The organism is Streptomyces barkulensis (genome assembly GCF_002843305.1).
Taxonomy (GTDB): Bacteria; Actinomycetota; Actinomycetes; order Streptomycetales; family Streptomycetaceae; genus Streptomyces; species Streptomyces barkulensis.
The window spans coordinates 59,946-83,550 of sequence record NZ_PGSG01000119.1 but is presented as its reverse complement, the minus strand read 5'-3'; the positions used below and the strand labels follow the sequence as shown (position 1 = coordinate 83,550).

At 73.4% G+C, this 23,605-nt stretch carries 22 protein-coding genes, 1 tRNA gene and 1 riboswitch; of the genes, 14 read left to right on the top strand and 9 right to left on the bottom strand.

Going from position 1 to position 23,605, the window contains the following annotated elements; translation table 11 throughout:
• The first annotated feature begins 83 nt into the window (after nucleotides 1-83).
• Complete coding sequence (locus CUT83_RS28320; protein ID WP_420882504.1) at nucleotides 84-1,532, top strand: MFS transporter; 1,449 nt, start codon at nucleotides 84-86, stop codon at nucleotides 1,530-1,532.
• A 45-nt stretch (nucleotides 1,533-1,577) separates the two neighbouring features.
• On the opposite strand, the gene CUT83_RS28315 is transcribed toward CUT83_RS28320, so the two are convergent.
• Nucleotides 1,578-2,009 carry a DUF4190 domain-containing protein gene (locus CUT83_RS28315; protein ID WP_194074734.1) on the bottom strand — a complete coding sequence of 144 codons (432 nt, stop codon included), beginning with the start codon at nucleotides 2,007-2,009 and terminating at the stop codon, nucleotides 1,578-1,580.
• A 147-nt stretch (nucleotides 2,010-2,156) separates the two neighbouring features.
• Between CUT83_RS28315 and CUT83_RS28310 the strand changes: the two genes are divergently transcribed.
• The 7 genes from CUT83_RS28310 to CUT83_RS28280 all read left to right on the top strand — a co-directional run bounded on the left by CUT83_RS28310 (nucleotide 2,157) and on the right by CUT83_RS28280 (nucleotide 9,632).
• Complete coding sequence (locus tag CUT83_RS28310) at nucleotides 2,157-3,422, top strand: cytochrome P450 family protein (protein WP_101258656.1); 1,266 nt, start codon at nucleotides 2,157-2,159, stop codon at nucleotides 3,420-3,422.
• Between the two features lie 195 nt (nucleotides 3,423-3,617).
• Entirely contained in the window at nucleotides 3,618-4,574 is a 957-nt protein-coding gene (locus tag CUT83_RS31470; protein ID WP_277347753.1) for a transglycosylase family protein, read from the top strand.
• Between the two features lie 235 nt (nucleotides 4,575-4,809).
• A riboswitch (cyclic di-AMP (ydaO/yuaA leader) is annotated at nucleotides 4,810-4,980 on the top strand.
• 6 nt (nucleotides 4,981-4,986) lie between these two features.
• Nucleotides 4,987-5,679 carry a LysM peptidoglycan-binding domain-containing protein gene (locus CUT83_RS28300; RefSeq protein ID WP_101258654.1) on the top strand — a complete coding sequence of 231 codons (693 nt, stop codon included), beginning with the start codon at nucleotides 4,987-4,989 and terminating at the stop codon, nucleotides 5,677-5,679.
• A gap of 263 nt (nucleotides 5,680-5,942) precedes the next feature.
• Nucleotides 5,943-7,232, top strand: coding sequence for a phosphopyruvate hydratase (eno, locus tag CUT83_RS28295; protein WP_101258653.1), 1,290 nt, complete (start codon nucleotides 5,943-5,945; stop codon nucleotides 7,230-7,232).
• Nucleotides 7,233-7,423: 191 nt separating this feature from the next.
• Nucleotides 7,424-7,942 carry an FtsB family cell division protein gene (locus CUT83_RS28290; protein ID WP_240958493.1) on the top strand — a complete coding sequence of 173 codons (519 nt, stop codon included), beginning with the start codon at nucleotides 7,424-7,426 and terminating at the stop codon, nucleotides 7,940-7,942.
• Between the two features lie 137 nt (nucleotides 7,943-8,079).
• On the top strand, nucleotides 8,080-8,646 hold the full coding sequence (locus CUT83_RS28285) for a DUF501 domain-containing protein (protein WP_101258651.1): 567 nt from the start codon (nucleotides 8,080-8,082) through the stop codon (nucleotides 8,644-8,646).
• The gene (locus tag CUT83_RS28280; RefSeq protein WP_101258650.1) at nucleotides 8,643-9,632 is read left to right on the top strand and encodes a Ppx/GppA phosphatase family protein; all 990 of its coding nucleotides are present in this window, start codon (nucleotides 8,643-8,645) and stop codon (nucleotides 9,630-9,632) included. The genes CUT83_RS28285 and CUT83_RS28280 overlap by 4 nt, the downstream gene beginning before the upstream one ends.
• An 86-nt stretch (nucleotides 9,633-9,718) precedes the next feature.
• Here CUT83_RS28280 and CUT83_RS28275 read toward each other — a convergent pair whose 3' ends face one another.
• From CUT83_RS28275 to CUT83_RS30185, 3 genes are all read right to left on the bottom strand, one after another.
• Nucleotides 9,719-9,988 carry a type II toxin-antitoxin system RelE family toxin gene (locus tag CUT83_RS28275; protein WP_101258649.1) on the bottom strand — a complete coding sequence of 90 codons (270 nt, stop codon included), beginning with the start codon at nucleotides 9,986-9,988 and terminating at the stop codon, nucleotides 9,719-9,721.
• Nucleotides 9,985-10,257, bottom strand: a complete 273-nt coding sequence (locus CUT83_RS28270) for a type II toxin-antitoxin system Phd/YefM family antitoxin (protein WP_101258869.1) — start codon at nucleotides 10,255-10,257, stop codon at nucleotides 9,985-9,987. The genes CUT83_RS28275 and CUT83_RS28270 overlap by 4 nt, the downstream gene beginning before the upstream one ends.
• Nucleotides 10,258-10,335: 78 nt before the next feature.
• Nucleotides 10,336-10,812: a hypothetical protein gene (locus CUT83_RS30185; protein ID WP_158239064.1), complete on the bottom strand. Its 477-nt coding sequence runs from the start codon at nucleotides 10,810-10,812 to the stop codon at nucleotides 10,336-10,338.
• A gap of 446 nt (nucleotides 10,813-11,258) precedes the next feature.
• On the opposite strand from CUT83_RS30185, the gene CUT83_RS28255 reads away from it, so the two are divergent.
• Nucleotides 11,259-12,644 carry an NAD(P)/FAD-dependent oxidoreductase gene (locus CUT83_RS28255; protein ID WP_101258646.1) on the top strand — a complete coding sequence of 462 codons (1,386 nt, stop codon included), beginning with the start codon at nucleotides 11,259-11,261 and terminating at the stop codon, nucleotides 12,642-12,644.
• Between the two features lie 390 nt (nucleotides 12,645-13,034).
• Here the strand turns inward: CUT83_RS28255 and CUT83_RS28250 are convergent, their stop codons facing one another.
• Together CUT83_RS28250 and CUT83_RS28245 are read right to left on the bottom strand one after the other, a co-directional pair.
• Nucleotides 13,035-15,569 carry an ABC transporter permease gene (locus tag CUT83_RS28250; RefSeq protein ID WP_101258645.1) on the bottom strand — a complete coding sequence of 845 codons (2,535 nt, stop codon included), beginning with the start codon at nucleotides 15,567-15,569 and terminating at the stop codon, nucleotides 13,035-13,037.
• A gap of 72 nt (nucleotides 15,570-15,641) precedes the next feature.
• The gene (locus CUT83_RS28245) at nucleotides 15,642-16,433 is read right to left on the bottom strand and encodes an ABC transporter ATP-binding protein (protein WP_101258644.1); all 792 of its coding nucleotides are present in this window, start codon (nucleotides 16,431-16,433) and stop codon (nucleotides 15,642-15,644) included.
• A 375-nt stretch (nucleotides 16,434-16,808) separates the two neighbouring features.
• On the opposite strand from CUT83_RS28245, the gene CUT83_RS28240 reads away from it, so the two are divergent.
• From CUT83_RS28240 to CUT83_RS28225, 5 genes are all read left to right on the top strand, one after another.
• A tRNA-Leu gene (locus CUT83_RS28240) sits at nucleotides 16,809-16,890 on the top strand.
• Between the two features lie 223 nt (nucleotides 16,891-17,113).
• Nucleotides 17,114-17,659, top strand: a complete 546-nt coding sequence (locus CUT83_RS31645; RefSeq protein WP_369126579.1) for a helix-turn-helix domain-containing protein — start codon at nucleotides 17,114-17,116, stop codon at nucleotides 17,657-17,659.
• A complete protein-coding gene (locus CUT83_RS28235) occupies nucleotides 17,656-17,961 on the top strand; it encodes a hypothetical protein (RefSeq protein WP_369126578.1) in 306 nt (101 codons plus the stop codon). The genes CUT83_RS31645 and CUT83_RS28235 overlap by 4 nt, the downstream gene beginning before the upstream one ends.
• A gap of 181 nt (nucleotides 17,962-18,142) precedes the next feature.
• Nucleotides 18,143-19,009 carry a Bax inhibitor-1/YccA family protein gene (locus tag CUT83_RS28230; protein ID WP_101258642.1) on the top strand — a complete coding sequence of 289 codons (867 nt, stop codon included), beginning with the start codon at nucleotides 18,143-18,145 and terminating at the stop codon, nucleotides 19,007-19,009.
• Nucleotides 19,010-19,206: 197 nt separating this feature from the next.
• A complete protein-coding gene (locus CUT83_RS28225) occupies nucleotides 19,207-19,563 on the top strand; it encodes a hypothetical protein (RefSeq protein WP_240958470.1) in 357 nt (118 codons plus the stop codon).
• Here CUT83_RS28225 and CUT83_RS28220 read toward each other — a convergent pair.
• From CUT83_RS28220 to CUT83_RS28210, 3 genes are all read right to left on the bottom strand, one after another.
• Nucleotides 19,547-20,566, bottom strand: coding sequence for a hypothetical protein (locus CUT83_RS28220; RefSeq protein WP_101258641.1), 1,020 nt, complete (start codon nucleotides 20,564-20,566; stop codon nucleotides 19,547-19,549). The genes CUT83_RS28225 and CUT83_RS28220 overlap by 17 nt on opposite strands.
• Before the next feature lie 313 nt (nucleotides 20,567-20,879).
• Nucleotides 20,880-22,100, bottom strand: a complete 1,221-nt coding sequence (locus tag CUT83_RS28215; RefSeq protein WP_173915164.1) for an acetyl-CoA C-acetyltransferase — start codon at nucleotides 22,098-22,100, stop codon at nucleotides 20,880-20,882.
• Nucleotides 22,101-22,281: 181 nt separating this feature from the next.
• Complete coding sequence (locus tag CUT83_RS28210; RefSeq protein ID WP_173915163.1) at nucleotides 22,282-23,391, bottom strand: SGNH/GDSL hydrolase family protein; 1,110 nt, start codon at nucleotides 23,389-23,391, stop codon at nucleotides 22,282-22,284.
• Nucleotides 23,392-23,605: the final 214 nt, after the last annotated feature.

The window sequence follows — 23,605 nt, the reverse complement described above, 5'->3', positions numbered from 1 at the left end:
CGGTGAGCGTGCCGGAGCGGGCGGGCCGCCGGAGGGCGGGCGCCCGGCGGCCGGGGCCGGGCGGCCGGTGGCGGCTCCTTAGCATGGGTGCCATGGACAAGCGTCCGGCCGAGGCCGAGAAACCCCAGGCGACACCGGCACCCGGCCCGGCCCGGGCGCCGTGGCTGATCGTGCTCGCGGCGTGCGCGGGCCAGTTCCTCGTCGTCCTCGACGTCTCGGTCGTCAACGTGGCGCTGCCGTCCATGCGCGCCGGGCTGCGGATGGACGCCGAGCAGCTCCAGTGGGTGGTCAACACCTACACGCTGACCTTCGCCGGCTTCATGCTGCTCGGCGGGCGGGCCGGCGACCTCTTCGGGCGCAAGCGCGTGTTCCTGGCCGGGCTCGGCCTGTTCACCGCCGCCAGTCTCGCCGGCGGCCTCGCGCAGGAGCCCTGGCAGCTGCTGGCCGCGCGGGCCGTGCAGGGGACGGGCGCGGCCGTCCTCGCCCCGTCCACCCTGACCCTGCTGACCACCTCCGTCCCGGAGGGGCCGGCCCGCGCCCGGGCCATCGGGACCTGGACGGCGGTGGGCGCGGGAGGCGGCGCGGCGGGCGGGTTCGTCGGCGGTGTGCTCACCGACGCGCTGTCCTGGCGCTGGGTGCTGCTGGTCAACGTGCCCATCGGTGTGCTCGTGCTGCTCGCGGTGGCGCTCCGGCTGTCGGCGGACCATCCGGCCGGTGGCGCCCGCCGCCTCGACGTGCCCGGCGCGGTGCTGGTCACCGGCGGTCTCGGCGCGGTGGCGTACGGCATCGTGCAGACGGAGGCGGCCGGCTGGACGGCGCCGGTCACGCTCGTGCCCCTGCTCGGCGGGCTGGCGCTGCTGGGGCTGTTCGTCGCGGTGGAGTCCCGGGCCGGGGCGCCGCTGATGCCGCTGCGCCTGTTCCGGCTGCCGTCGGTGTCGGCGGCCAACGCCGCGATGTTCGTGTGCGGCGCGGCGCTGGTCTCCTCCTGGTACTTCATGTCGCTGTACATGCAGAACGTGCTGCTCTACACACCCCTCCAGGCGGGTCTGGGGTTCCTGCCGCACTCGCTCAGCGTCGTCGCCGGATCCAAGCTCGCGCCCCGGCTGATGCACCTGATCGGGGCCCGCAACACCGCGCTGACGGGCGTGGCGCTGGCGGCGTGCGGCTTCCTGTGGTTCAGCTCGGTCATGGCCGCCGACGGCGGCTACGCGGCCACGGTGATGGGGCCCGGGATAACGACGATGCTCGGCACCGGGCTGCTGGCCACCCCGCTGGCCTCCATGGCCACCTCCGGCGCCCCGCACCGGGACGCGGGCGTGGTCTCGGCGATGGTGAACACCTCGCGCACCATGGGCGGCTCCCTGGGCCTGGCGGTGCTCTCCACCGTCGCGGCCTCCCGGATCACCGGCGAGGCCCCGGACGCCCTCGCCCCCGGTTACGCCCTGGCCTACCGCACCGGTGCGGTGGTCCTGGGGTGCTGTCTGGTGCTGGTCGCGCTGACGCTGCCGGGGGAGGGCCGCCGGGCCCGGTGATGCGGCCGGCGGTGCGGTGGGCGGGCCCGCGTAGGTCGCGCGCTCTCACCAGTACCGGTCGCGCAGGTCGTCCACGCACTCCTGGCTCTCGGAGGAGGTGTCGGCGTTCCGCATGCAGTCGCGGAAGTCGTCGACCTCGTCGGAGTTGAGGAAGGCCACCGCGGCGGCGATGACGGCGGTGGACAGCGCCAGCCCGATGAAGCCCGTGATCGCGCCGGTGACGGCCATCCATCCGTTGGTCGCCTCGCCCCGCTTGACGCGGCGGTGGCCGACGACGCCGAACACGACCGCCAGCACCCCCAGGACCACGCCCAGGAGGGCGGTCCAGAACATCACCAGGGCGATCAGGCCGAGCACGAGGGCGGCGACCCCCATCCCGTCGCGGGGCCGTGCCGGGGGCTCCGGGGGCGGCGGTTCGGGCGCCGGCTCCCCGTAGTGGCCCCAGTCCTGCGGAGGAGGGTAGGAGTGCGAGGGCACTGTGTCCTCCTTTCGGAGGTTTCGCCGTATCCGTTCTTCCGCCGTACCCGTCCGCCGGGCCGCCATGCCGCCACCGGTCCGGCCCGGCGGACGGGGGAGCCCGGACCCCCTCGGCCGGGCGCGCGCGGGCCGCGTTAGCGTCGAGGCGTGGACCACGAGAACGCCGGCGCCGACCGCACCCCGCCCCCGCCCGAGCTGTTCTCGCACGAGTTCGCCGCCGACCCCTACCCCGCGTACGCCTGGCTGCGCGAGCACGCGCCCGTGCACCGCACCGTGCTGCCCAGCGGGGTGGAGGCGTGGCTGGTGACGCGGTACGCGGACGCGCGCGAGACGCTGGCCGACCCGCGGCTGAGCAAGAACCCCGCCCACCACAGCGAGGCCGCGCACGGCAAGGGCAAGGTGGGGATCCCGGGCGAGCGCAGCGCCAACCTGATGACGCACCTGCTCAACATCGACCCGCCCGACCACACCCGGCTGCGGCGGCTGGTGTCCAAGGCGTTCACCCCGCGCCGGGTGGCGGCCTTCGAACCGCGCGTGCGGGAGCTGGCCGACCGGCTCGTCGACGGCTTCGCGGAGCGCGGGAGCGCCGACCTCATCCACGAGTTCGCGTTCCCGCTGCCGATCTACGCCATCTGCGACATGCTCGGCGTCCCGGCCGAGGACCAGGACGACTTCCGCGACTGGGCGGGCATGATGCTGCGTCACGGCGGCGGCCCGCGCGGCGGGGTGGGCCGGGCGGTGAAGCGGATGCGCGCGTACCTGGCCGAGCTGATCCACCGCAAGCGCGGCGACCTGGGCGACGACCTGATCTCCGGGCTGATCCGGGCGAGCGACCACGGCGAGCACCTGACGGAGGACGAGGCCGCGGCGATGGCGTTCATCCTGCTGTTCGCCGGTTTCGAGACCACCGTCAACCTCATCGGCAACGGCACCTACGCGCTGCTGCGCCACCCGGAGCAGCGGCGGCGGCTCCAGGACGCGCTGGCGGCGGGCGACACCGGGCTGCTGCGGACGGCGGTGGAGGAACTGCTGCGCTACGACGGGCCGGTGGAGCTGGCGACCTGGCGGTTCGCCACCGAGCCGCTGGAGGTCGGCGGGCAGCGGATCGGCGCGGGCGACCCGGTGCTGGTGGTGCTGGCCGCCGCCGACCGCGACCCGGCGCGGTTCGCGGACCCGGACGCCCTGGACCTCACACGCGGTGACAACCCCCACCTCGGATACGGCCACGGCATCCACTACTGCCTGGGAGCGCCGCTGGCGCGGCTGGAGGGGCGGATCGCGCTCACGGCCCTGCTGGGACGCCTCCCCGGCCTGCGGCTCGCGGCGGAACCCGCCGACCTGCGCCGGCGGGGCGGCCTCATCATGCGCGGACTGCGTGAACTGCCGGTGGAGTTCGAGCCGGTGCGCGGGTGACACACAGTCATACATGTGATCTGTGCGTGATCTGCAAGACATTGACTTGTGATGATCGGCCCGGTGACGCTACGTTCAGCCGTCAACCGCGCAACCCTGTCATCCGTCCACGCACGAGAGGCCCCACACATGCTTTCCGGGAACGGTAGACACCGCCGCCCCCGCCAGGCTCCCGCCATCTTCGTCACGGCCGGAGTGACCGGCGCGGGATTCGCCATCCCCCTGCTCGGGGCGGCGGGCGCGCAGGCGGCAGACCTCGACACCTGGGACCGGGTCGCGCAGTGCGAGAGCGGCGGCCTGTGGAGCGCCGACACCGGCAACGGCTACTACGGCGGCCTCCAGCTCACCCAGGAGATCTGGGAGCGCTACGACGGTACGGCGTACGCCGAGCGCCCCGACCTCGCCAGCCGCAGCCAGCAGATCGCGGTGGCCGAGAAGATCCTCGCCGACCGGGGGCCGGAGGCCTGGCCCTCCTGCGGCGTCAACGCCGGGCTGCGCCACGACACCACCGGCGAGGCCCCGGCCATCGACCCGGACAACCTCCTGCCGGAGGAGGACGCGCGGGACGGCGGCAGCGGAGAGGGCGGGGGCCTCCTGGACGGCATCCTGCCGGGCGGCGACGCGGAGGAGGAGGGATCCCCGGCCGGTGGCGGGGACGGATCCGGGTCCGGCGGCGGCGCGAAGGACGGCGCTGCGAAGGACGGCGCTGCGAAGGACGGGACCCAGGACGAGAGCAGGGCTCCGGAGGGCGACGGCGCCGAGGACGGCGAGGCCGGGGACGAAGCCCGCGCCGGGGCCGAGGAGGGCACCGGAAAGCACCGCGGTGAGCGCGACCCGCGCGAACTGGAGCTGGAGCGGGGCGCGGAGGGCCGGGCGCCGGAGGGCCGGGAGGCCGCCGGGGACGAGCGGTCCGGGGAGACCGCCGACCGCTCCGCCCGCGCCGAGCGTCCCGCGCTGGCGGGCACCGTGAGCGGTCCGGGAGTCAGCGGGAGCGACGAGGGCTATCTGGTGCGCCCCGGGGACTCGCTTGTGACGATCGCACAGGAGCAGGACGTCCCGGGCGGCTGGAGCGGGCTGTACGAGAGCAACAAGGACGTCGTGGGCGAGGATCCGGACCTGATTCTGCCGGGACAGGAACTCAGTCTCGGATGAGTGCGGACGGCCCTGCGGGATGACCCTCCCGGGCGATTGCGGCGTGTCGTTCCTGTCCGGCCTAACGCTCCTCACCTGACCTGCGGGTTCCGGCCGTGCGGGCGTCATAAAGGGTGAATCGGCGGTTTCTGACATGCTTTGAGACGTATGCCCCGGTGTGCTTACCGTCATCTCGCTCGCACCGCGAGTGCCACCGACCGCAGCGCCGAATCCTGCCGGCGGCCGGTGGGCAGTCGTCGCGTCAGCGCCGAGGGCAGGAGCGGGGGAACCAGGTAGGCGCCGCCCCGGACCGCACGGTCCGGAGCGGCTTGGGGTGAAGTCGCCCGGGGCTCCGCGCCCCGGACGGCCGGGCTTGCTCACTGCCCGAACCCGACAGCTCACCTCGCAGGCGTCGGTGAGGTAAGGGACGTCCATGCTGTTCACCGGCAAGGGGTACGACAGTCGCACCGCCAGGGCCGTCCGCGCGGCCGCGCTGACGGGCGCCGCGGGCGCCGCCATCGCCGTTCCGGTGGCGGGCGCGCCGGGCGCCTCGGCCGCGTCCGTCGACACCTGGGAGCGGGTGGCCCAGTGCGAGTCCGGCGGCGACTGGTCCATCAACACCGGCAACGGCTACTACGGCGGTCTGCAGTTCTCCCAGTCGAGCTGGGAGGCCGCCGGCGGCACCCGGTACGCGCCGCGCGCCGACCTGGCCACCAGGGAGCAGCAGATCGCCGTGGCCGAGCGACTGCTGGCCATGCAGGGGCCGCGCGCCTGGGCCTGCGCGGAGAAGGGCGGTCTCACCGCCGGCGGGCCCGCGGCCGATGTGGACCCGGACGGCGGCCGCTCCGGCGACGGGCGGACGCACTCCGGGCCGCGGAACCGGTCCCAGTCCCAGGAGCAGTCCCAGGAGCAGTCCCAGCGGCAGTCGCAGTCCCAGGGGCATGCCCAGGAGCGGTCCCGGTCGCAGGGCGTCTCCGAGTCCGGCTACACGGTCGAGTCCGGCGACACCCTGCGCGCCATCGCCGCCGCCCACGGCACCACCTGGCAGCAGATCTACCAGGACAACGCCGACGTCATCGGCGACGACCCCAACCTGATCCTCCCCGGCCAGCAGCTCCGGGTCTGATCCCCTGCTGTGCCCGCCCCGGCGCCACTGCCGTCACCCGGCGGCGCCGCCCCGGTGCGGTGCGTCACCTCCTCTGGCGGAGGGCGCGCCGCACCGGGTTTATTCAATTTGGAAACAAAATGCTCCCACCCCCTCTGAACTGCGATTTCACCATCCATTCCGCCGTATGGCACGGGCTGTCGGCCAGGTGGCGTGCGCGGGCCGGATAGGCTCAGGGCACTGAGACCCGACACACATGCCCGACACACACGAAGGAGACCCTCGTGCCGTCCATCGACGTCGTAGTGGCCCGCGAGATCCTCGACTCGCGAGGCAACCCCACGGTCGAGGTCGAGGTCGGCCTCGACGACGGCAGCACCGGCCGTGCGGCCGTTCCGTCCGGCGCCTCCACGGGCGCCTTCGAGGCCCTGGAGCTGCGTGACGGGGACAAGGGCCGCTACGGCGGCAAGGGCGTCGAGAAGGCCGTCCTCGCCGTCATCGAGCAGATCGGCCCGGAGCTGGTCGGTTACGACGCCACCGAGCAGCGCCTGATCGACCAGGCGATGTTCGACCTGGACGCCACCCCGGACAAGTCCTCCCTCGGCGCCAACGCCATCCTCGGCGTCTCGCTGGCCGTCGCCCACGCCGCCTCCGAGGCGTCCGACCTGCCGCTGTTCCGCTACCTCGGCGGGCCGAACGCGCATCTGCTGCCGGTGCCGATGATGAACATCCTCAACGGCGGCTCGCACGCCGACTCCAACGTGGACATCCAGGAGTTCATGATCGCGCCGATCGGCGCCGAGTCCTTCTCCGAGGCCCTGCGCTGGGGCACCGAGGTCTACCACACCCTCAAGAAGGTGCTGAAGGAGCGCGGTCTGTCCACCGGCCTGGGCGACGAGGGCGGCTTCGCCCCGAACCTCGGCTCCAACCGCGAGGCGCTCGACCTCATCCTGGAGGCGATCAAGCAGGCCGGCTACACCCCCGGTCAGGACATCGCCCTCGCCCTGGACGTGGCCGCCTCCGAGTTCCACAAGGACGGAAAGTACGTCTTCGAGGGCCAGGAGCGCACCGCCTCCCAGATGACCGACTACTACGCCGAGCTGGTCGAGGCGTACCCGCTGGTCTCCATCGAGGACCCGCTGTTCGAGGACGACTGGGACGGCTGGAAGACCATCACCGAGCGCCTGGGCGACAAGGTCCAGCTCGTCGGTGACGACCTGTTCGTCACCAACCCCGAGCGCCTGGCCCGCGGCATCGAGGAGAGCGCCGCCAACGCCCTGCTGGTCAAGGTCAACCAGATCGGCTCCCTGACCGAGACGCTGGACGCCGTCGAGCTGGCCCAGCGCAACGGCTTCAAGTGCATGATGTCCCACCGCTCCGGCGAGACCGAGGACGTCACCATCGCCGACCTGGCCGTCGCCACCAACTGCGGCCAGATCAAGACCGGCGCCCCGGCCCGCTCCGAGCGCGTCGCCAAGTACAACCAGCTCCTGCGCATCGAGGAGATCCTCGACGACGCCGCGGTGTACGCCGGACGCTCGGCGTTTCCGCGGTTCCGCTCCGCGGACCGGTAAGCGCAGTCGCTCCATGGGGCGATAGGCACAGCCGCTCCGCGGAGCGGCGGGCGGGGCCGCCGGAAGCGGCCCCGCCGTCATCGCGTCCCCGCCGCCGTCCCGTACGGTGGCGGGGACGCGGCGGCATGGGCGACCACAACCGCGACGGCGGCGCGACGGTACGGCGACGACAGGGCAGCAGGGGAGGCGGGGTGGCCGCGGAACGGGACAGGTTCTCCACCGCGACCAGGCTCAGGGCACTGGGCGCACAGGCGGCCGAGCGCGTCTACCGCGCCCAGAACCGCCGGATGCGCGCCCCCCGGCGCAGCCGGCTGACCGGCCGCGCCGCACTGCTCGTCATGGTCCTGTGCTCGCTCGTCGTCGCCCTGGCCTACCCCATGCGGCAGTACGTCTCGCAGCGCGCGGAGATCGAGGAGCAGCGGCGCCTGGTCGAGGAGCTCCGCGGCCGGGTCGAGGAGAAGCGTGATCTGAAGGCCCGCTGGAAGGACCCGGCCTACGTCGAGCGGATGATCCGCGAGCACCTGCTCTACGTGCGCCCCGGCGAGACCGGCTACATCCTTCCGCGCGACACGGTCGACCGCACCGGCGAGGGCGCCTCCCGTTCCCGTCGCACCGCCGAGCCCGGTCCCACCGGACAGGCCTGGTACCGGCACCTGTGGGACGGCGTGGACACGGCGGACGCCTCCGGCGCCGCCGGACAGCGCCCCTGAGCCTCTGAGCCCTCTGAGCCTCTGAGCCCTCTGAGCCCTTGAACGGCCCGGACGCGCTCCTTCGCCCCCGCCGGAACCCGATTCGCCCCGCCGGGCCCCCGCGCCCGGCCCCGACACCCCTGAGGCATCCTGGCCACATGGAAACGCCCCCGCCCCGTACCGAACCCACCTCGCCGACCGAAGCCGACGTCGAGGCATTCCAGCAGCAGCTCGGCCGCCCGCCGCGCGGCCTGCGCGCCATCGCGCACCGCTGCCCCTGCGGGCAGCCCGACGTGGTGGAGACCGCGCCGCGGCTGGAGGACGGCACGCCCTTCCCGACCACGTACTACCTCACCTGCCCGCGCGCGGCCTCCGCGATCGGCACGCTGGAGGCCGAGGGCGTGATGAAGGAGATGACCGAGCGGCTGAGCACCGACCCGGAGTTGGCCGCCGCGTACCGCCGGGCGCACGAGGACTACATCGCGCGCCGCGACGCCATCGAGGTGCTGGAGGGCTTCCCCAGCGCGGGCGGGATGCCCGACCGCGTCAAGTGCCTGCACGTCCTGGTCGCCCACTCGCTGGCCGCGGGGCCGGGCGTCAACCCGCTGGGCGACGAGGCGATCGCCATGCTCCCGGAGTGGTGGCGCAAGGGGCCGTGCGTGAGCGCGGCCGGGGGCACCGGGGACACCGAAGACACCGGGAACGCCGGGGAGGAGGCGCGGTGACGGACACGGCGAACACCACGGCGAACGGCACGGCGGTCAGGGTCGCCGCCATCGACTGCGGCACCAACTCCATCCGCCTGCTCGTCGCCGACATCGACCCGGCCACCGGCGAACTGACCGACCTCGACCGCCGGATGACCATCGTCCGCCTCGGTCAGGGCGTGGACCGCACCGGACGGCTGGCCCCCGAGGCCCTGGAGCGCACCTTCGCCGCCTGCCGCGAGTACGCCGGGGTGATCCGCGCCCACGGCGTCACCCCGGGGCGCACCCGCTTCGTCGCCACCTCCGCCTCGCGCGACGCCGAGAACCGGGACGACTTCGTGCGCGGCGTCGTGGACATCCTGGGCGTCGAGCCCGAGGTGATCACCGGCGATCAGGAGGCCGAGTTCTCCTTCACCGGCGCGACCAGGGAGCTGGCGGGCGCGGAGCACCTGACCGGGCCGTACCTGGTGGTGGACATCGGCGGCGGCTCCACGGAGTTCGTGGTGGGCGACGACGGGGTGCGGGCCGCCCGCAGCGTGGATGTCGGCTGCGTCCGGCTGACCGAGCGCCATCTGCTGCGCGACGGCGCGATCACCGACCCTCCCTCGCAGGCGCAGATCGCCGCGATGAGGGCGGACGCCGAGGCCGCGCTGGACCTGGTGGAGAAGACCGTCCCGCTGGCGGAGGCGCGGACGCTGGTGGGGCTGGCCGGCTCGGTCACCACCGTCGCCGCCGTCGCGCTGGAGCTGTCCGAGTACGACCCGTCCGCCATCCACCACTCCCGGATCGGCGCGGAGAAGGTCGCGGAGGTCACCGCGCGCCTGCTGGCCGCCACCCACGACGAGCGCGCCGCCATCCCCGTGATGCACCCGGGCCGGGTGGACGTGATCGGCGCGGGCGCCCTCGTCCTCCAGGCGGTCATGGAGCGCACCGGGGCCCGGGAGGTCGTGGTCAGCGAACACGACATTCTCGACGGCATCGCCCACTCCTGCGCCGCGCGCTGACCCGGCGCCCGGTCCACGGCGCCACGGCCCGGGCCTCCGACGGCCCGGGGCCTTCGAGCCAATGAAGGTTCCGAAGGCTCCGGCCGTCACAGATTCCGGTAGACGTCGCGCCGGTTTCCCACCTTCACAACGGGAACGACGAGTTCACCGTCCTCGACCTGATAGGCGATCCGGTAGCTGCCGACCCCGAGTCGGTAGAGTCCGGGCGGGCCGGTGAGTTTCTTGACATCGGCGTCCTCGCGGTAAGGATTGTCGCCGAGCGTGGTCAGCGCGGTCAGGATCCGCATGGCATCGGGTCGGCTGATGGCCCGGAGTTGTCGCTGCGCCGCCGCAGTGAATCGGAACGTGTACTTCACGCCGTGTCTTCACCGTGCTCGGCGAAAAGGTCCGCCAGCAGTTCGGCCATCGTCACAGTGGGGCCGCCCTCGGCCAGGACTGCTTCCGCCTCCCGTGCCAGCATCACGTCGGCCGCCTCTTCCAGCGCCTCGAAGTCGGAGATCGGCACCATGGCTGCCACCGGACTGCCGTTACGTGTGATCACCGTCGGAGTGCCCTGCTCGGCCCGGTCGATGTGGTCCGCGAGGTGAGCGCGGGCCTCCCGTACGGTCACGATGTTCTCGGCCATGAGGAAAGTGTACACGCCGGTGTGTACACATGGGGGTGATGGTGATTAGGTCCTGGTCACCGCATCCGCGGCCCGCGCTCACGTCCTGCGCGGGAGCGGCCTGTACGGGATCAGGCCCTCGCCCGGAACGGCCCGGAGCGCCGCCTGCCAGACCACCGGCGGGCACTCCCCGCCGTTGGGCGCGCTCCGTTCCAGGGTGACCTCGGTCCGGTCGTCGAGCAGGGTGCGCCCGTCGGGGGCGGTGGCGGTGAAGCGCACCGGCACGGTCGCGGGCCCGATGTCGTCGTCCAGGTGCACGGAGAGCACCCCGAAGGGGTCCCGCGCGGTCGCCTCCCGCTCCGTGCAGTCGTCCCGTACGCACAGCCTGACGGTGGTGCCGCCCCCGCCCCCGCCCCCGCCCCCGCCCCCGCCCCCGGCCGCGTCCGCGGCCAGGTCGGCGGGCTCCCAGGACACCTGGACCCCCGACTCGGCGTCGACGAGTGTGCATATCCGGCCCTCGTCCGGCGCGGCGCACCCCGCGGCCAGCAGGATCGGCAGCAGTGCGAGACGGCGCATCAGGTCCCCTCCCCGTTGGTGGAAACACCATGTCAGGGGCGCGCGGCCGGCGGTACCGGCCGCTCCCGGGCACCCCCGCGAAGGCGTGGTCGGGGCGTCGCGGAGGACCTCGCCGGGAAAGTTCGTGAAGTTCTTCACAAGGAAAAGCGCGCCGACAGGCGATGTTACCTGCCGGTAGTGGCGATTCGGGGTCTCCGCGGCCCGGAAGGGGCGGTTCCGGTGACGCCGGGGCGCCGGGCCCCTCTGTCGCGGCGGCCGTGCCGACCGGCTCTTCGGGGAGGCGATCGCGCAGCTCACGGCGGGTGTTGAACGTGCTGTGAGGTGATCCGGTTCCCGGTCGCGGGTGTGCTTCCGGTCACGGGTCGGCGGAGTGTAACAGAAGAGGGTGAGATGCTTGTGAAGACCCTCACGAGGGGTCCCCCGAACGGCAGGGGATACTCGAAGACATGAGCACCACGGAGCGTCCGCGAATCCTCGTAGTGGGTGGCGGGTACGTCGGTCTGTACGCAGCGCGCCGCATCCTGAAGAAGATGCGGTACGGCGAGGCGACCGTCACCGTCGTCGACCCGCGCTCGTACATGACGTACCAGCCCTTCCTGCCGGAGGCAGCCGCCGGGTCCATCTCCCCGCGCCACGTCGTCGTCCCGCTGCGGCGCGTGCTCCCCAAGGCGGAGGTCCTCACCGGCCGCGTCACCACCATCGACCAGGACCGCAAGGTCGCCGTGGTCTCGCCGCTGGTCGGCGAGTCCTACGAGCTGCCCTTCGACTACCTGGTCGTCGCGCTCGGCGCGGTCTCCCGCACCTTCCCGATCCCCGGCCTGGCCGAGAACGGCATCGGCATGAAGGGCGTGGAGGAGGCCATCGGCCTGCGCAACCACGTCCTGGAGCAGCTCGACAAGGCCGACTCCACGAACGACGAGGCCGTCCGGCGCCGGGCGCTGACCTTCGTCTTCGTCGGCGGCGGCTTCGCCGGAGCCGAGACCATCGGCGAGGTCGAGGACATGGCGCGCGACGCGGCCAGGTACTACAACAACGTCCGCCGCGAGGACATGCGCTTCGTCCTCGTCGACGCCGCGGACAAGATCCTCCCCGAGGTCGGTCCCGAACTCGGCAAGTGGGGTCTGGAGCACCTCCAGAAGCGCGGCGTGGAGGTCTACCTGTCCACGTCCATGGAGTCCTGCGTCGACGGCCACGTGGTGCTCAAGAACGGCCTCGAGGTGGACTCCGACACCATCGTGTGGACCGCCGGCGTCAAGCCGAACCCGGCGCTGGCCCGCTACGGCCTGCCGCTGGGCCCGCGCGGCCACGTGGACACCGAGGCGACGCTCCAGGTCAAGGGCGCCGACTACATCTGGGCCGCGGGCGACAACGCCCAGGTCCCGGACCTCGTCGGCCGCGAGGCCGGCAACGAGAACGCCTGGTGCCCGCCGAACGCCCAGCACGCGCTGCGCCAGGCCAAGGTGCTCGGCGACAACGTGATGTCGGCCCTGCGGGGCTTCCCGCAGGGCGAGTACCGCCACGCCAACAAGGGCGCGGTGGCCGGCCTCGGCCTCCACAAGGGCGTCGCGATGATCGCCCTGGGCAAGCGGGTCAAGCTCAAGCTCAAGGGTCGTCTGGCCTGGTACATGCACCGCGGCTACCACGGCCTGGCGGTACCGACCTGGAACCGCAAGATCCGGGTCTTCGCGGACTGGACGCTGGCGATGTTCCTCAAGCGCGAGGTCGTCTCCCTCGGTGCCGTGGAGAACCCGCGCGAGGAGTTCTACGAGGCCGCCGCCCCGGTCTCGGCCGCCGTGCGGGAGGAGTCCCGGCCCAAGGCCAAGGCCTCCTGACCGCACGGTCTCCCGACCGGACACCGGCGCAGCACACAGCACGCACACACCGCAGGGGCGCCCGCCCCTCCCGCACAGGGAGGGGCGGGCGCCCCTCGTCGCTTCCCGCCCCGGCGTCCCCGCCCTTACGTACGCGCCGGCGCACGGCGGTACTCGTACGCGCCGGCTCCCGGACGGCGCGCGCCCCACCGGCCACCGGGGCGCCCCGGCATCCGGCCGCCGGCACCCGGCGAGGCCGCCGCGCCCGGTACCGGACCCCGGCTCACGAGGGGCCGCGGCGCTCACGGGCCGGGCCCGCACGCGCAAGGCGTAAGAGCCCGCGCAAACGGAAGGGGCCGGACCGCAGAGCGGTCCGGCCCCCGGGGCCCCGTGCCGTACGCGGCGCGCCCGTCACTCGGTCCTGATGGCCTCCAGCATGTCCATCCGCGCCGCCCGCCGTGCCGGCCACAGCGCGGCCAGCACGCCCACCAGCGCGGCCAGCGCCAGGAAGACGCCCATGCGCTCCCAGGGCAGCACCAGTTCGTAGGTGGGCAGCGACGCCGAGATCAGCTCCCCGGCCGCCCAGCCGAAGAAGACGCCCAGACCGATGCCGAGCACCCCGCCGAACAGCGAGATCACCAGCGACTCCAGCCGGACCATCCGCTTGGTGCCGCGCCGGTCCAGGCCGATCGCCCGCAGCATCCCGATCTCCTGCGACCGCTCGAAGACCGACATGGCCAGGGTGTTGACCACTCCCAGCACCGCGACGACCACGGCCATGGCCAGCAGCCCGTAGAGCATGTTCAGCATCAGCGTGATCATCTGGGCGACGGACTCCGAGACGTCCTCCTCGTCCTGGACGAGAACGGCCGGGTTGTTGCCCAGGGCGTCCTCCAGGGCGGACCTCGCCGACTCGCTCGCGCCGCCCTCGGTGGCCACCAGCACCTGCATGCTGGTGACCTTCTCCAGATGCGGGTCCAGGGCGGCGGTGTCGAGCATGATGCCGGTCATCATCTCGTTGTCCCGGTACACGCCCCCGACGGTCAGCTCGCCGCGCTCGCCGTCCTCGTAGACCACCTCGAAGGTCGAGCCGGTCTTCCAGCCGTGCTCCTTCGCGGTGCCGGTGTCCACGATGACGCCCTCGCCGCCCAGGCCCGCGAACGAGCCCTCGGCGAAGTCCAGTTCGGTCAGCTCGCCGAAGTCCTCGCCGTCGACGCCGGTGAGGAACTCGTACTCGTCGCCGATGCGGGAGAGGGAGTTGCGCATCGGGCTGAGGGCTGTGACCTCCTCCTGCCCGGCCAGCGTCCGCTCGATCTCCGGCGACAGCGGCCTGTAGTTGGCCATCGAGACCACGTAGTCGGCCTTGAGCGCCTCGGTGGCCATCTTGTCGACGCCCTTCTGGACGCTGCTCGCTATCACGGTCAGACCGGTGATCAGCGTGAGGCCGATCATCAGCGCCGCGGCGGTGGTGGCGGTGCGGCGCGGGTTGCGCACGGCGTTGAGACGCGCCAGCTTGCCCGACACGCCGGCCGTGCGCATCACGGGCGAGGTCAGCGCGATCACCGGGCGCGACAGCAGAGGCGTCAGCACGAACACGCCGATCACCAGCAGCCCGGCGCCCGCGCCCATCGGGATCTTGCCGTCGTCCATGCCGGTGGCGGCCAGCACCAGCACGGCCCCGGCGCCGGCCAGGACCGCGCCGATGGTGTTGCGCACGACCAGACCGCGGACGGTGGCGGGTGCGTGCACGCTGTTCATCGCGGCGACCGGCGGCACCTTCGCGGCGCGACGGGCGGGCAGCCAGGCCGCGACCACGGTGACCGCGATGCCGACGACCAGCGAGGCGATGATCGCGGCCGGAGTGACCATCAGCGGGCCGTCCGGCACGGTGACGCCGAGGGAGCCCATCAGCGAGCGCAGCCCGGCGCCGATCCCGATGCCCGCCAGCAGGCCGATCCCCGCGGCGACCGCGCCGACGACCACGGCCTCCACCAGCACCGAGCGGGTCACCTGGCGGCGGCTCGCGCCGACCGCGCGCAGCAGCGCCAGCTCCTTCGTGCGCTGGGCGACCAGCATGGTGAAGGTGTTGGCGATGATGAAGACGCCGACGAAGAGCGAGATCCCGGCGAACACCAGCAGCCCGGTGCGCATGCCCTCCATCTCCGCCTCGATCATCCTCGCCTGGTCGTCGGCGAGCGCCTGCCCGGTGACCGCCTCGGTCTGCTCGGGCAGGATCCTCTCGACGCTCTTCCTCAACTCCCCCTGGCCCACGCCGTCGGCGGCCGTCAGGACGATCTCGCTGTACAGGCCGGGCTGTGAGAACAGCTCCTGGGCGGTGGCGGTGTCGAACAGCACCAGGGTGCCGCCGGCGGCGACGTTGCCGTCGTCGGTGTCGAAGACGCCGGTGACCTTCTCCTCGCGGACCGGGCCGCTGACGGACAGCCGTACGGTGTCGCCGACCCCGTAGCCGGTGCGCCCGGCGGTCGCGGAGTCCAGCGCGATCTCGCCGGCGCGCTGCGGGGCGCGGCCCTCGCGCAGGTCGTAGCGCGGGTCCTCGCCCGATCCGTCCGGGCCGGTGTCGTAGTTGCCGCCCTGGGTCGACCAGCCCTCGCCGACCAGTTCGCCGTCCTTGCCGGCGAGGGCGGCGAAGCCAAAGACGGCTCCGGTGGCGTGATCGACGCCCGGCAGCTCCCGCGTCCGCTCCAGCAGTTCGCCGGAGAGGTCCGAGGGGCCGCCGGGGTCGGCCTCGTCGCTGGAGAAGTCGGGGCGGACGACCACGTCGACGGCCTCGAAGCCCTTGGCGGAGCTCCTCGCGAAGGCCTCGGAGAGGGTGGCGGTGAAGACCAGGGTGCCGGCGACGAACGCCACGCCGAGCATGACGGCGAGCGTGGTCATCAGCAGTCTGGCCTTGTGCGCGAGCACATTGCGCAGGGCGGTACGGAACATGGGGTCTCGTGATCCTGGGATAGGTGTGGCGGCGCGGCGGGTCGGGGGTGTCGGGGGCCGGGGTCCGGCCGGTCAGCTGGTGCGGCCCCGGGCGTCGAACGCCTTCATGCGGTCCAGCACGCTCTCGGCGGTGGGGTCGGCCATGTCGTCGACGATCCGGCCGTCGGCGAGGAAGACGACCCGGTCCGCGTACGAGGCGGCCACCGGGTCGTGGGTCACCATGACCACGGTCTGGCCCAGCTCCCGCACCGAGTTGCGCAGGAAGCCCAGCACTTCCGAGCCGGAGCGCGAGTCGAGGTTGCCGGTCGGCTCGTCACCGAAGATGATCTCCGGCCGGGCGGCCAGGGCGCGGGCGACCGCCACACGCTGCTGCTGGCCGCCGGAGAGCTGGTTGGGACGGTGCTTGAGCCGTCCCGACAGGCCCACCGTCTCCACCACGCGGTCCAGCCACTCCCGGTCCGGCCTGCGGCCTGCGATGTCCATGGGCAGCGTGATGTTCTCCAGCGCCGTCAGGGTGGGCAGCAGGTTGAACGCCTGGAAGATGAACCCGATCTTGTCCCGGCGCAGCCGGGTCAGCTTCTTCTCCTTCAGGGAGGACAGCTCGGTCTCCCCGATCCAGGCCGATCCGGAGGAGAAAGAGTCCAGGCCGGCCATGCAGTGCATCAGCGTCGACTTGCCCGAGCCCGACGGGCCCATGATCGCGGTGAACGCCCCCCGCCGGAAGTCCACGGTGACGGAGTCCAGGGCCACCACCTTCGTCTCGCCCTGGCCGTAGACCTTGGTCAGGTCCACGGCGCGGGCGGCCGCGGCGCCGGCGGCGGCGGAGGGCGCGGAGAGGGCGTCGGACGGGGTGCTGGTGGTCACGGGAAGGGACTCCTGTCACAGCGGCTTGACGGGGACCCCTCCATCGTCCGTGCGAAACCGGCCACCGGCGTCCACCCCCGAACCGGTCTCTGAGGGAGTCTGCGGGGGGACCGGGGAGGCCCGTGTCATCCCTGAGGAGGAGAGGACGCCCTGATGCCTTCCTGTGGCTGGGCAGCGACTTTCCGTCATTCCTGGCGGTGGTGTGGGGGCGCGTGATCCTCTTTGAAGAGGGGCGCGCGCCGCTGATGCCGCATCAGTTGCCAATAAAATCAGACAACCTGGGGTCGGAAGCCCGTTGTCCGAACGAGCGCCGCGGATAGGCTCGTTGAGCGTCCAGGGGAGGGCCGTAGCCAGTCGTGCGGTCCATGAGCCGGTGCCCGGATGGTGGAATGCAGACACGACGAGCTTAAACCTCGTTGGCCTACAGGCCGTGCCGGTTCGAATCCGGCTCCGGGCACACCGGCCCTTGCGCGGCCCCTGGCGGGGGCATCGCCGACGCCACCCGCCACCCGGCCCGGGGACGATCCGCTGCCGAAGCCGCCGACCGGCGGGCGGCGAGCGACACCGAAGCAGTGATCGGAGCGGAGACCGGCACAGCGGCGCCCCGGCACAGTCGGACGCGCCAGGCCGTATCCCGCAGCAGCGTTCTGAGCGATGAGGCCGGAACGGGCGGAATCGGCATGCCTCGTAGCACTGATGCCCACATCGGCGCGCGGATCGCCGAACAGCGCAAGCCGGCGCGTCTCACGCAACGGGCCCCGGCCGCTCGGGCGCATGTCCCGCACAGTCCGCCGAGCAAGATCGAGAGCGGTCGGCGGCCGGCCTCTCCTGCCCTGGCCGCCGCATGCGCCCGCGCGGAGCGGAAGGGCGGGCCCTCCGCACGACGACACGAAGGGGTGATTCCTCCGTCGGACCCGTACGGCCTCCCGGCGCGCGGGGCGCGGTTCGCGAGACTCTGCGGCGGCGGCCTCGGCGGCGGGCACCGGGCGCACGCCGGACCGGCCGCCGTCCCGGGCACGGACGGGCTCGCCGGCGCATCCCCGGGCGGCCCGCCCTCTTCGCCGGAAGGGAGCGACAGGTGGTCTGGACGGGGCACTGGCACGGGTTCGGCCCGTGGGTCGGCAGCGGTACGGAGTACGCGAGGGAGGGGCCGCGACGCCCCGGGAGCACGCCCGGCGACCCGCGGACGCAGGCCTTCCTCGCGTCGGCGGTGCCGCCGACGATGACCGGCCACTGGCTGCTGCGCCGTGCGCAGGCCGCTCGCGGCCGGACGTGGACGGAGGTGGAGGCGGCCGTCACATGGCTGGAGAAGAACCACGCGGACAACCCGCCGAAGGCACGGGACGACGGCGGGCGGTCGTACGTGGGCGTGGAGACGAAGACCGCGTACGCGCGGGACGCGCTGCCGCGGGGCGTCGACGTCACGTGGGGCTACTGGACCGCGTCCGGGTCGATGGCGTCGTTCTCCGTGGTCTGCTGCCCGAACCGCCACCACCCGCACACCCCCTGCCCCCTCCCGCCGTCCTGACCGTCCGGGCGCGGCCCGGACGGGTGCGTGGCGGCCCCCTGGCGGGGCATCACCGGCACGCCGCCGGGTACCGGAACAATCACGACTCCTTCCGTCGTTCATGCCAGTGCACTACCGTGCGGTCTTTGCTAAAGCATTACTCTTGAGGAAGGGCCGCGCGGTGCGGCCATGGAGGAGTGAGATGAGGAGCAGTAACCCGGTCTTCTCGCGACGGGGATTCAGCCGAGACAACGGCTACGCCGGTTTCAACGCCACGCAGCAGCCGCAGGCCGGGAACCCGTACGCCGCCAACCCGTACGCGACCGGCGCCCAGCCCACCAACCCCTACGCCCAGCAGCCCCAGACGGCCGGACAGCCGGGCTTCCCGCCCGCCGCCCCGCCGCAGGCCGGCCGGATGACGATGGACGACGTCGTCGCCCGTACGGCGATGACGGTCGGCCTGGTCGTCGCCATGGCGGCTGTGGCGTGGATCACGGACCTGTCGCTCGGTCTGGCCCTGGGCGCGATGCTGATCGCGCTGGTCCTGGGCCTGGTGCAGTCCTTCAAGCGCAAGGCGTCGCCTCCGCTGATCCTGGCCTACGCCGCCTTCGAGGGCCTGTTCCTCGGAGCCATCAGCAACTACGTCGACAGCTACATCGCCAACGGTGCGGCGATGCAGGCGGTGCTGGGCACCATGGCGGTCTTCGCCGCGGTGCTGTTCATGTACAAGGCCCGCATCATCCGCGTCACGCGGCGCTTCTACCGCTTCGTGATGGCCGCGGCCATCGGCTTCGTCCTGCTGATGGGCATCAACCTGCTGTTCGCCGTCTTCGGCGGCGGTGACGGCCTCGGCTTCCGCAGCGGTGGCCTGGGCATCCTGTTCGGCGTCATCGGCATCGTGCTCGGCGCCGCCTTCCTGGCCCTGGACTTCAAGCAGGTCGAGGACGGCATCGCCTACGGCGCCCCCCGCGAGGAGTCCTGGCTGGCCGCCTTCGGTCTGACCCTGACCCTGGTCTGGATCTACCTGGAGTTCCTGCGGCTGATCGCCATCCTGCAGAGCAGCGACTGATCCGGCTGCCCGGCCCCGGCCTCCAGGCCGGACCGGACGGGACCTGTGAGGGCTCCCGGGGCACAGCGCCCCGGGGGCCCTCCGCGCGTCCCGCGCGGCTCCTGCGCGCCTTCCGCGTGCCACTGTGCGTTCCGCCCGCCGGCGGCCGGTTGGCGGCCCATTGGCGGCCGTGTGCGCGGGGCGCATAGGGTTGCGCCGTGCTCGACGTGACCCCCCTGCTGACCGCCGTGGACCGCTTCGCCGACCGGCTGCGTGCCATGCCGCACAGCGCCCTGGCCCGGGGCGCCGCGGCCGAGGGGCTCGCACTGGCGGGGGAGTTGGCCGACCGCGCCCAGCGCCTGGAGTCCCCCGGCCGCCCCACGCGCCCCCTGCCCGACGCGGGCCTCTTCGCCGCCGGGGACCAACTCGCGGTGGCCGGGCACGATCTGGCGGAGGCGCTGCGGACGGCCGGGGATCGGGCCGGGGCCGGGCCCCGGGAGCTGGCCGGGGCCGTGGCGCTGGTGGAGGCCGCCGAGTCCGCGGCGCTCGAAGCGGCGTTCAGAGCGAGGCGATGACCCGGTCGGCCAGGACGTAGACGCTCTCCTCGCCGCACGCGAAGGTGAGGGCGTACGCGCCGAGGACGCCCGAGCCGCCCAGCAGCACCGGATCGGCGCCCTCGCGTACCGCGGCGGCGAGCCGCTCGGCGGTCTCGCGGTGGCCGGGCGTCATGCAGACGGTGGTGCCGTCGGCGAAGACGTAGACGTCCAGCGTGCCCAGCGGGCCGGGCCGTACGTCGGCCAGCGGCGTGCGGTGCTCCGCCAGTTCGGCCAGCCGCAGGCGGGTGGACTCGTGGTCGGCGGTCTCGGCGGTCTCGGCGGCACCGCCGGGTTCCTCGGTGGCGTCACAGCCCCCGAATCCCTCCAGGTCCTCGGGGCCGGCCGCGGGGCCGGGGACGACGGGCTCGCCGTTCAGGTCGTAATCGGGCTGGGAGGGGTGGCGGCGGCGTGCCGCGGCCAGCTCCGCGGAGTCGTTCCCGGCCGTGTTCCCGGGCGCCCCGGACTCCCCGGACTCCCCGGACTCCTCGGAGCCGGGTGCGGCGGGCCGCCGGACGCCCGGCCCGGAGCCGGAGCCGTCGCCGTCCCGGTCCGTCTGGCGCGGTATGAACGCCTCGCCCTCGTGCGTACCGCCGCCCAGGGCGCGCTCCAGCAGTGCGTCGAGCAGCGCGGGGTCGGGGTCGGCGCCCTCGTACTCCGTGCCGCGCACCTCCGGCAGGAGGCTCTCGGCGCGGTCCTCGCGGGCCTCCTGGGCGGCCCAGAAGGCGCGGGCCTCGGCCAGCTCGCGCTCGCGCTCCTCCGCGAGGGCGTCGGCGACGGCCGACCGGATCTCCTCGGCGGCCGGGGAGGTGCGGGCCGGGGGGACGAAGGCGTGCGCCAGGGCCGCGCGCGCCTCGGCCGCGGCGAGCCGCACCCGCAGCTCGGCGAGCCGGCGGCGCAGGCCCAGGGCGGTGTGCAGGGCGGCGCCGCCCAGAGCCGCGGCGACGGCGGCGGCCAGCAGCAGGATGAGGGATATGGCGCTCACTGACGTACTCCCGGTTGGAACTCCGACCCCTGAATTCCTATCGCAGCCGGAGGGGAATCTCCTGTCGAGTGGTGTGCCGGGCACCGCCAAAAGGGCGTGCGCGGGCCCCCGTGCGGACCAACGGAACCCCTGTGAGCAGGGAAGACGGCGAGCCCCCAGGACATAGGTCACATCCTGGGGGCTCTTCGGTCTCACCGGTGCATCGACGGCGCGCCGACGGTGAGTCAGATCACATCGCGCGCCGGGCCGGTGTGACGCGGGCCACGCCGGAGGCGGGGGTGCCGGGCCGGCGCGGCGGGCGTCCGGGGCCGGTTCAGCTCAGGCGCTCGATGACCATGGCCATGCCCTGGCCGCCGCCGACGCACATCGTCTCCAGGCCGAACTGCTTGTCGTGCCACTGGAGGGAGTTGATCAGCGTGGTGGTGATGCGGGCGCCGGTCATGCCGAAGGGGTGGCCGACGGCGATGGCGCCGCCGTTGACGTTGAGCCTGTCCACGTCGATGCCCAGGTCCCGGTAGGAGGGGATCACCTGGGCGGCGAACGCCTCGTTGATCTCCACCAGGTCGATGTCGTCGATGGTCATGCCGGCCAGCTTCAGCGCCCGCTTCGACGCCTCGACCGGGCCCAGGCCCATGATCTCGGGGGACAGGCCGGAGACGCCGGTGGAGACGATCCGGGCCAGCGGGGTGATGCCCAGCTCGCGCGCCTTGGTGTCGGACATGATCACCAGCGCGGCGGCGCCGTCGTTGAGCGGGCAGCAGTTGCCCGCGGTGACCAGGCCGTCGGGGCGGAAGACGGGCTTGAGGCCCTGTACGCCCTCCAGGGTCACGCCCGCGCGCGGGCCGTCGTCCCTGGAGACGACCGTGCCGTCGGGCAGGGTGACCGGGGTGATCTCGCGCTCCCAGAAGCCGGAGGCGATGGCCTTCTCGGCGAGGTTCTGCGACCGCACGCCGAACTCGTCCATGTCCTGCCGGGTGACGCCCTTGAGGCGGGCGAGGTTCTCGGCGGTCTGGCCCATGGCGATGTAGACGTCCGGCAGTTCGCCGTCCTCGCGCGGGTCGCGCCATCCCTCGCCGCCGTTCTCGGCGCGGGCGGCGGTGCGCGCCTCGGCGTCGGCGAAGACCGGGTTGTGGGTGCCGGGCATGCCGTCGGAGGTGCCGTTGACCGAGCGGGAGACCGTCTCGACGCCGGCCGAGACGAACACGTCGCCCTCGCCCGCCCTGATGGCGTGCAGGGCCATGCGGGTGGTCTGCAGCGAGGACGAGCAGTAGCGGGTGATGGTGCAGCCCGGCAGGTGGTCCATCCCCATCTGGACGGCGACGACCCGGCCGAGGTTGTGGCCCTGCTCGCCGCCGGGCAGGCCGCAGCCCAGCATCAGGTCGTCGATCTCGGTCGGGTCCAGCTGCGGCACCTTGTCCAGCGCGGCCTTGACGATGCCGGCGGTCAGGTCGTCCGGGCGGACGTCTTTGAGCGAGCCCTTGAAGGCGCGTCCGATCGGCGAACGGGCTGCTGAGACGATCACGGCTTCGGGCATCACGGCTCCAGGGAACGAGGGCGGAGGGCTGTGGATGCTTGGAAACTACCGTTCCGTAAGACGCCGGTCACGACTCGCCACGTGTGATCCGGGCCTCTTTTCTAAGCGCTTGCTCAGTTCAACCCGTTCGCCGGGCCGTTCCGGGCACTCCGGGACCGTTCCGGGCATCCGGGGTACACGGTCACCCGGCGCCCGCCGGCTCGGGCGCCCCGGGCCGCTCGGCCACCGCGATCACCCCGGCCACCGGCAGCCGCCTGCGGCGGCGGCGCCGCAGCAGCGCCAGGGGGCCGCGCGCCCCCGAGACCTCGGTGCCGCCCTCGCCCGCCGCGGCCGCCGCGGCGGCCTCGACGGGAAGGGCCTCCTCGCGGCGTGCGGCACAGGAGTCGGCGGGGCCGCCGGGGCGCTCGTCCTCCTCCGGCTCCTCCGGCTCCTCCGGCCACAGGCCCAGCGCGGCGCAGAGGGTGGGCAGGAAGGCCATGGCGGCGGTCGCGTAGCCCTCCGCCGAGGGGTGGTAGTTGTCGGGGCCGAACAGCTCCCGCGGGTTCGCCTCGAACTCCGGGCCGAGCAGGTCGCCCAGCGAGACCGTCCGGCCGCCCTGCTCCACCACCGCGACCGTCTGGGCCGCCGCGAGCCGGCGGCTCATCCGGCGGGCCAGCCAGCGCAGGGGCTGGGCGACCGGCTCGACCGTGCCCAGATCCGGGCAGGTGCCCACCACGACCTCGCACCCGGCCGCCCGCAGCCGCGCCACCGCGTCCCGCAGCAGCCGCACCGAGACGGCGGGCGGTACGCGGTGGGTGACGTCGTTCGCTCCGATCATGACGACGCACACGTCGGGAGCGCCGTCGCCGTCGACGCCGCCGTCCTCCAGCAGCCGGGACACCTGGCGGTCCAGGTCGTCCGAGCAGGCCCCCGACACCGCCACGTTGCGCAGCCGCACCGGCCGCTCCGCGACCGCGGCCAGTCCCGCGGCCAGCAGCGCGCCGGGGGTCTGCCTCGGCCGGTGGACACCCTGCCCGGCGGCGGTGGAGTCGCCGAGCACCGCCAGCCGCAGCGGTGTGGCCTGCGCGCCCGGCCCGGCGGAGGCGACGGCCGTGCCGTACACCCCGTCCGCCGGCGGCGGCACGTCGTCCGACCCGCCCACCCGGCGCCGCGCCAGCCGTACCTCGGCCATCAGCAGGCCGACGGCCGCCCCGCCGAGCAGCCCGGCTCCTCCGCCGCCGTACGCCGCGGCGGTCGCGATCCTGCGCGCCACTCTCGCCCCGGACACCGGTCCGGGCACAGCCCTCGCCATCGGTCCCTCCGTTCCGCCGCGCCCCCGCAGCCTTCTCGCACCCCGTACGCGCACCCCGTACGCGCACCCCGTGTGCCCGGCACGCGGGGCGCGCGGTACCCGCACGTCACTATGAGTGTCATGCCCAGTACAGGGTGCTGCGCAACGCGCGTCAACACCGCTCCGGCGTCCCCCTAGGCTGGCTGTACGGGCAGGCGACGGCGACTGCCCCCGA

Excerpts from the sequence above, each read along its gene's own strand:
- CUT83_RS28320 (WP_420882504.1), top strand. The coding sequence starts at position 84 with ATGGGTGCCATGGACAAGCGTCCGGCCGAGGCCGAGAAACCCCAGGCG.
- CUT83_RS28300 (WP_101258654.1), top strand. The coding sequence starts at position 4,987 with ATGCTGTTCACCGGCAAGGGGTACGACAGTCGCACCGCCAGGGCCGTC.
- CUT83_RS28285 (WP_101258651.1), top strand. The coding sequence starts at position 8,080 with ATGGAAACGCCCCCGCCCCGTACCGAACCCACCTCGCCGACCGAAGCC.
- CUT83_RS28270 (WP_101258869.1), bottom strand. The coding sequence starts at position 10,257 with ATGGCCGAGAACATCGTGACCGTACGGGAGGCCCGCGCTCACCTCGCG.
- CUT83_RS30185 (WP_158239064.1), bottom strand. The coding sequence starts at position 10,812 with ATGCGCCGTCTCGCACTGCTGCCGATCCTGCTGGCCGCGGGGTGCGCC.
- CUT83_RS28255 (WP_101258646.1), top strand. The coding sequence starts at position 11,259 with ATGAGCACCACGGAGCGTCCGCGAATCCTCGTAGTGGGTGGCGGGTAC.
- CUT83_RS28250 (WP_101258645.1), bottom strand. The coding sequence starts at position 15,569 with ATGTTCCGTACCGCCCTGCGCAATGTGCTCGCGCACAAGGCCAGACTG.
- CUT83_RS31645 (WP_369126579.1), top strand. The coding sequence starts at position 17,114 with ATGCCTCGTAGCACTGATGCCCACATCGGCGCGCGGATCGCCGAACAG.
- CUT83_RS28235 (WP_369126578.1), top strand. The coding sequence starts at position 17,656 with ATGACCGGCCACTGGCTGCTGCGCCGTGCGCAGGCCGCTCGCGGCCGG.
- CUT83_RS28230 (WP_101258642.1), top strand. The coding sequence starts at position 18,143 with ATGAGGAGCAGTAACCCGGTCTTCTCGCGACGGGGATTCAGCCGAGAC.
- CUT83_RS28215 (WP_173915164.1), bottom strand. The coding sequence starts at position 22,100 with ATGCCCGAAGCCGTGATCGTCTCAGCAGCCCGTTCGCCGATCGGACGC.
- CUT83_RS28210 (WP_173915163.1), bottom strand. The coding sequence starts at position 23,391 with ATGGCGAGGGCTGTGCCCGGACCGGTGTCCGGGGCGAGAGTGGCGCGC.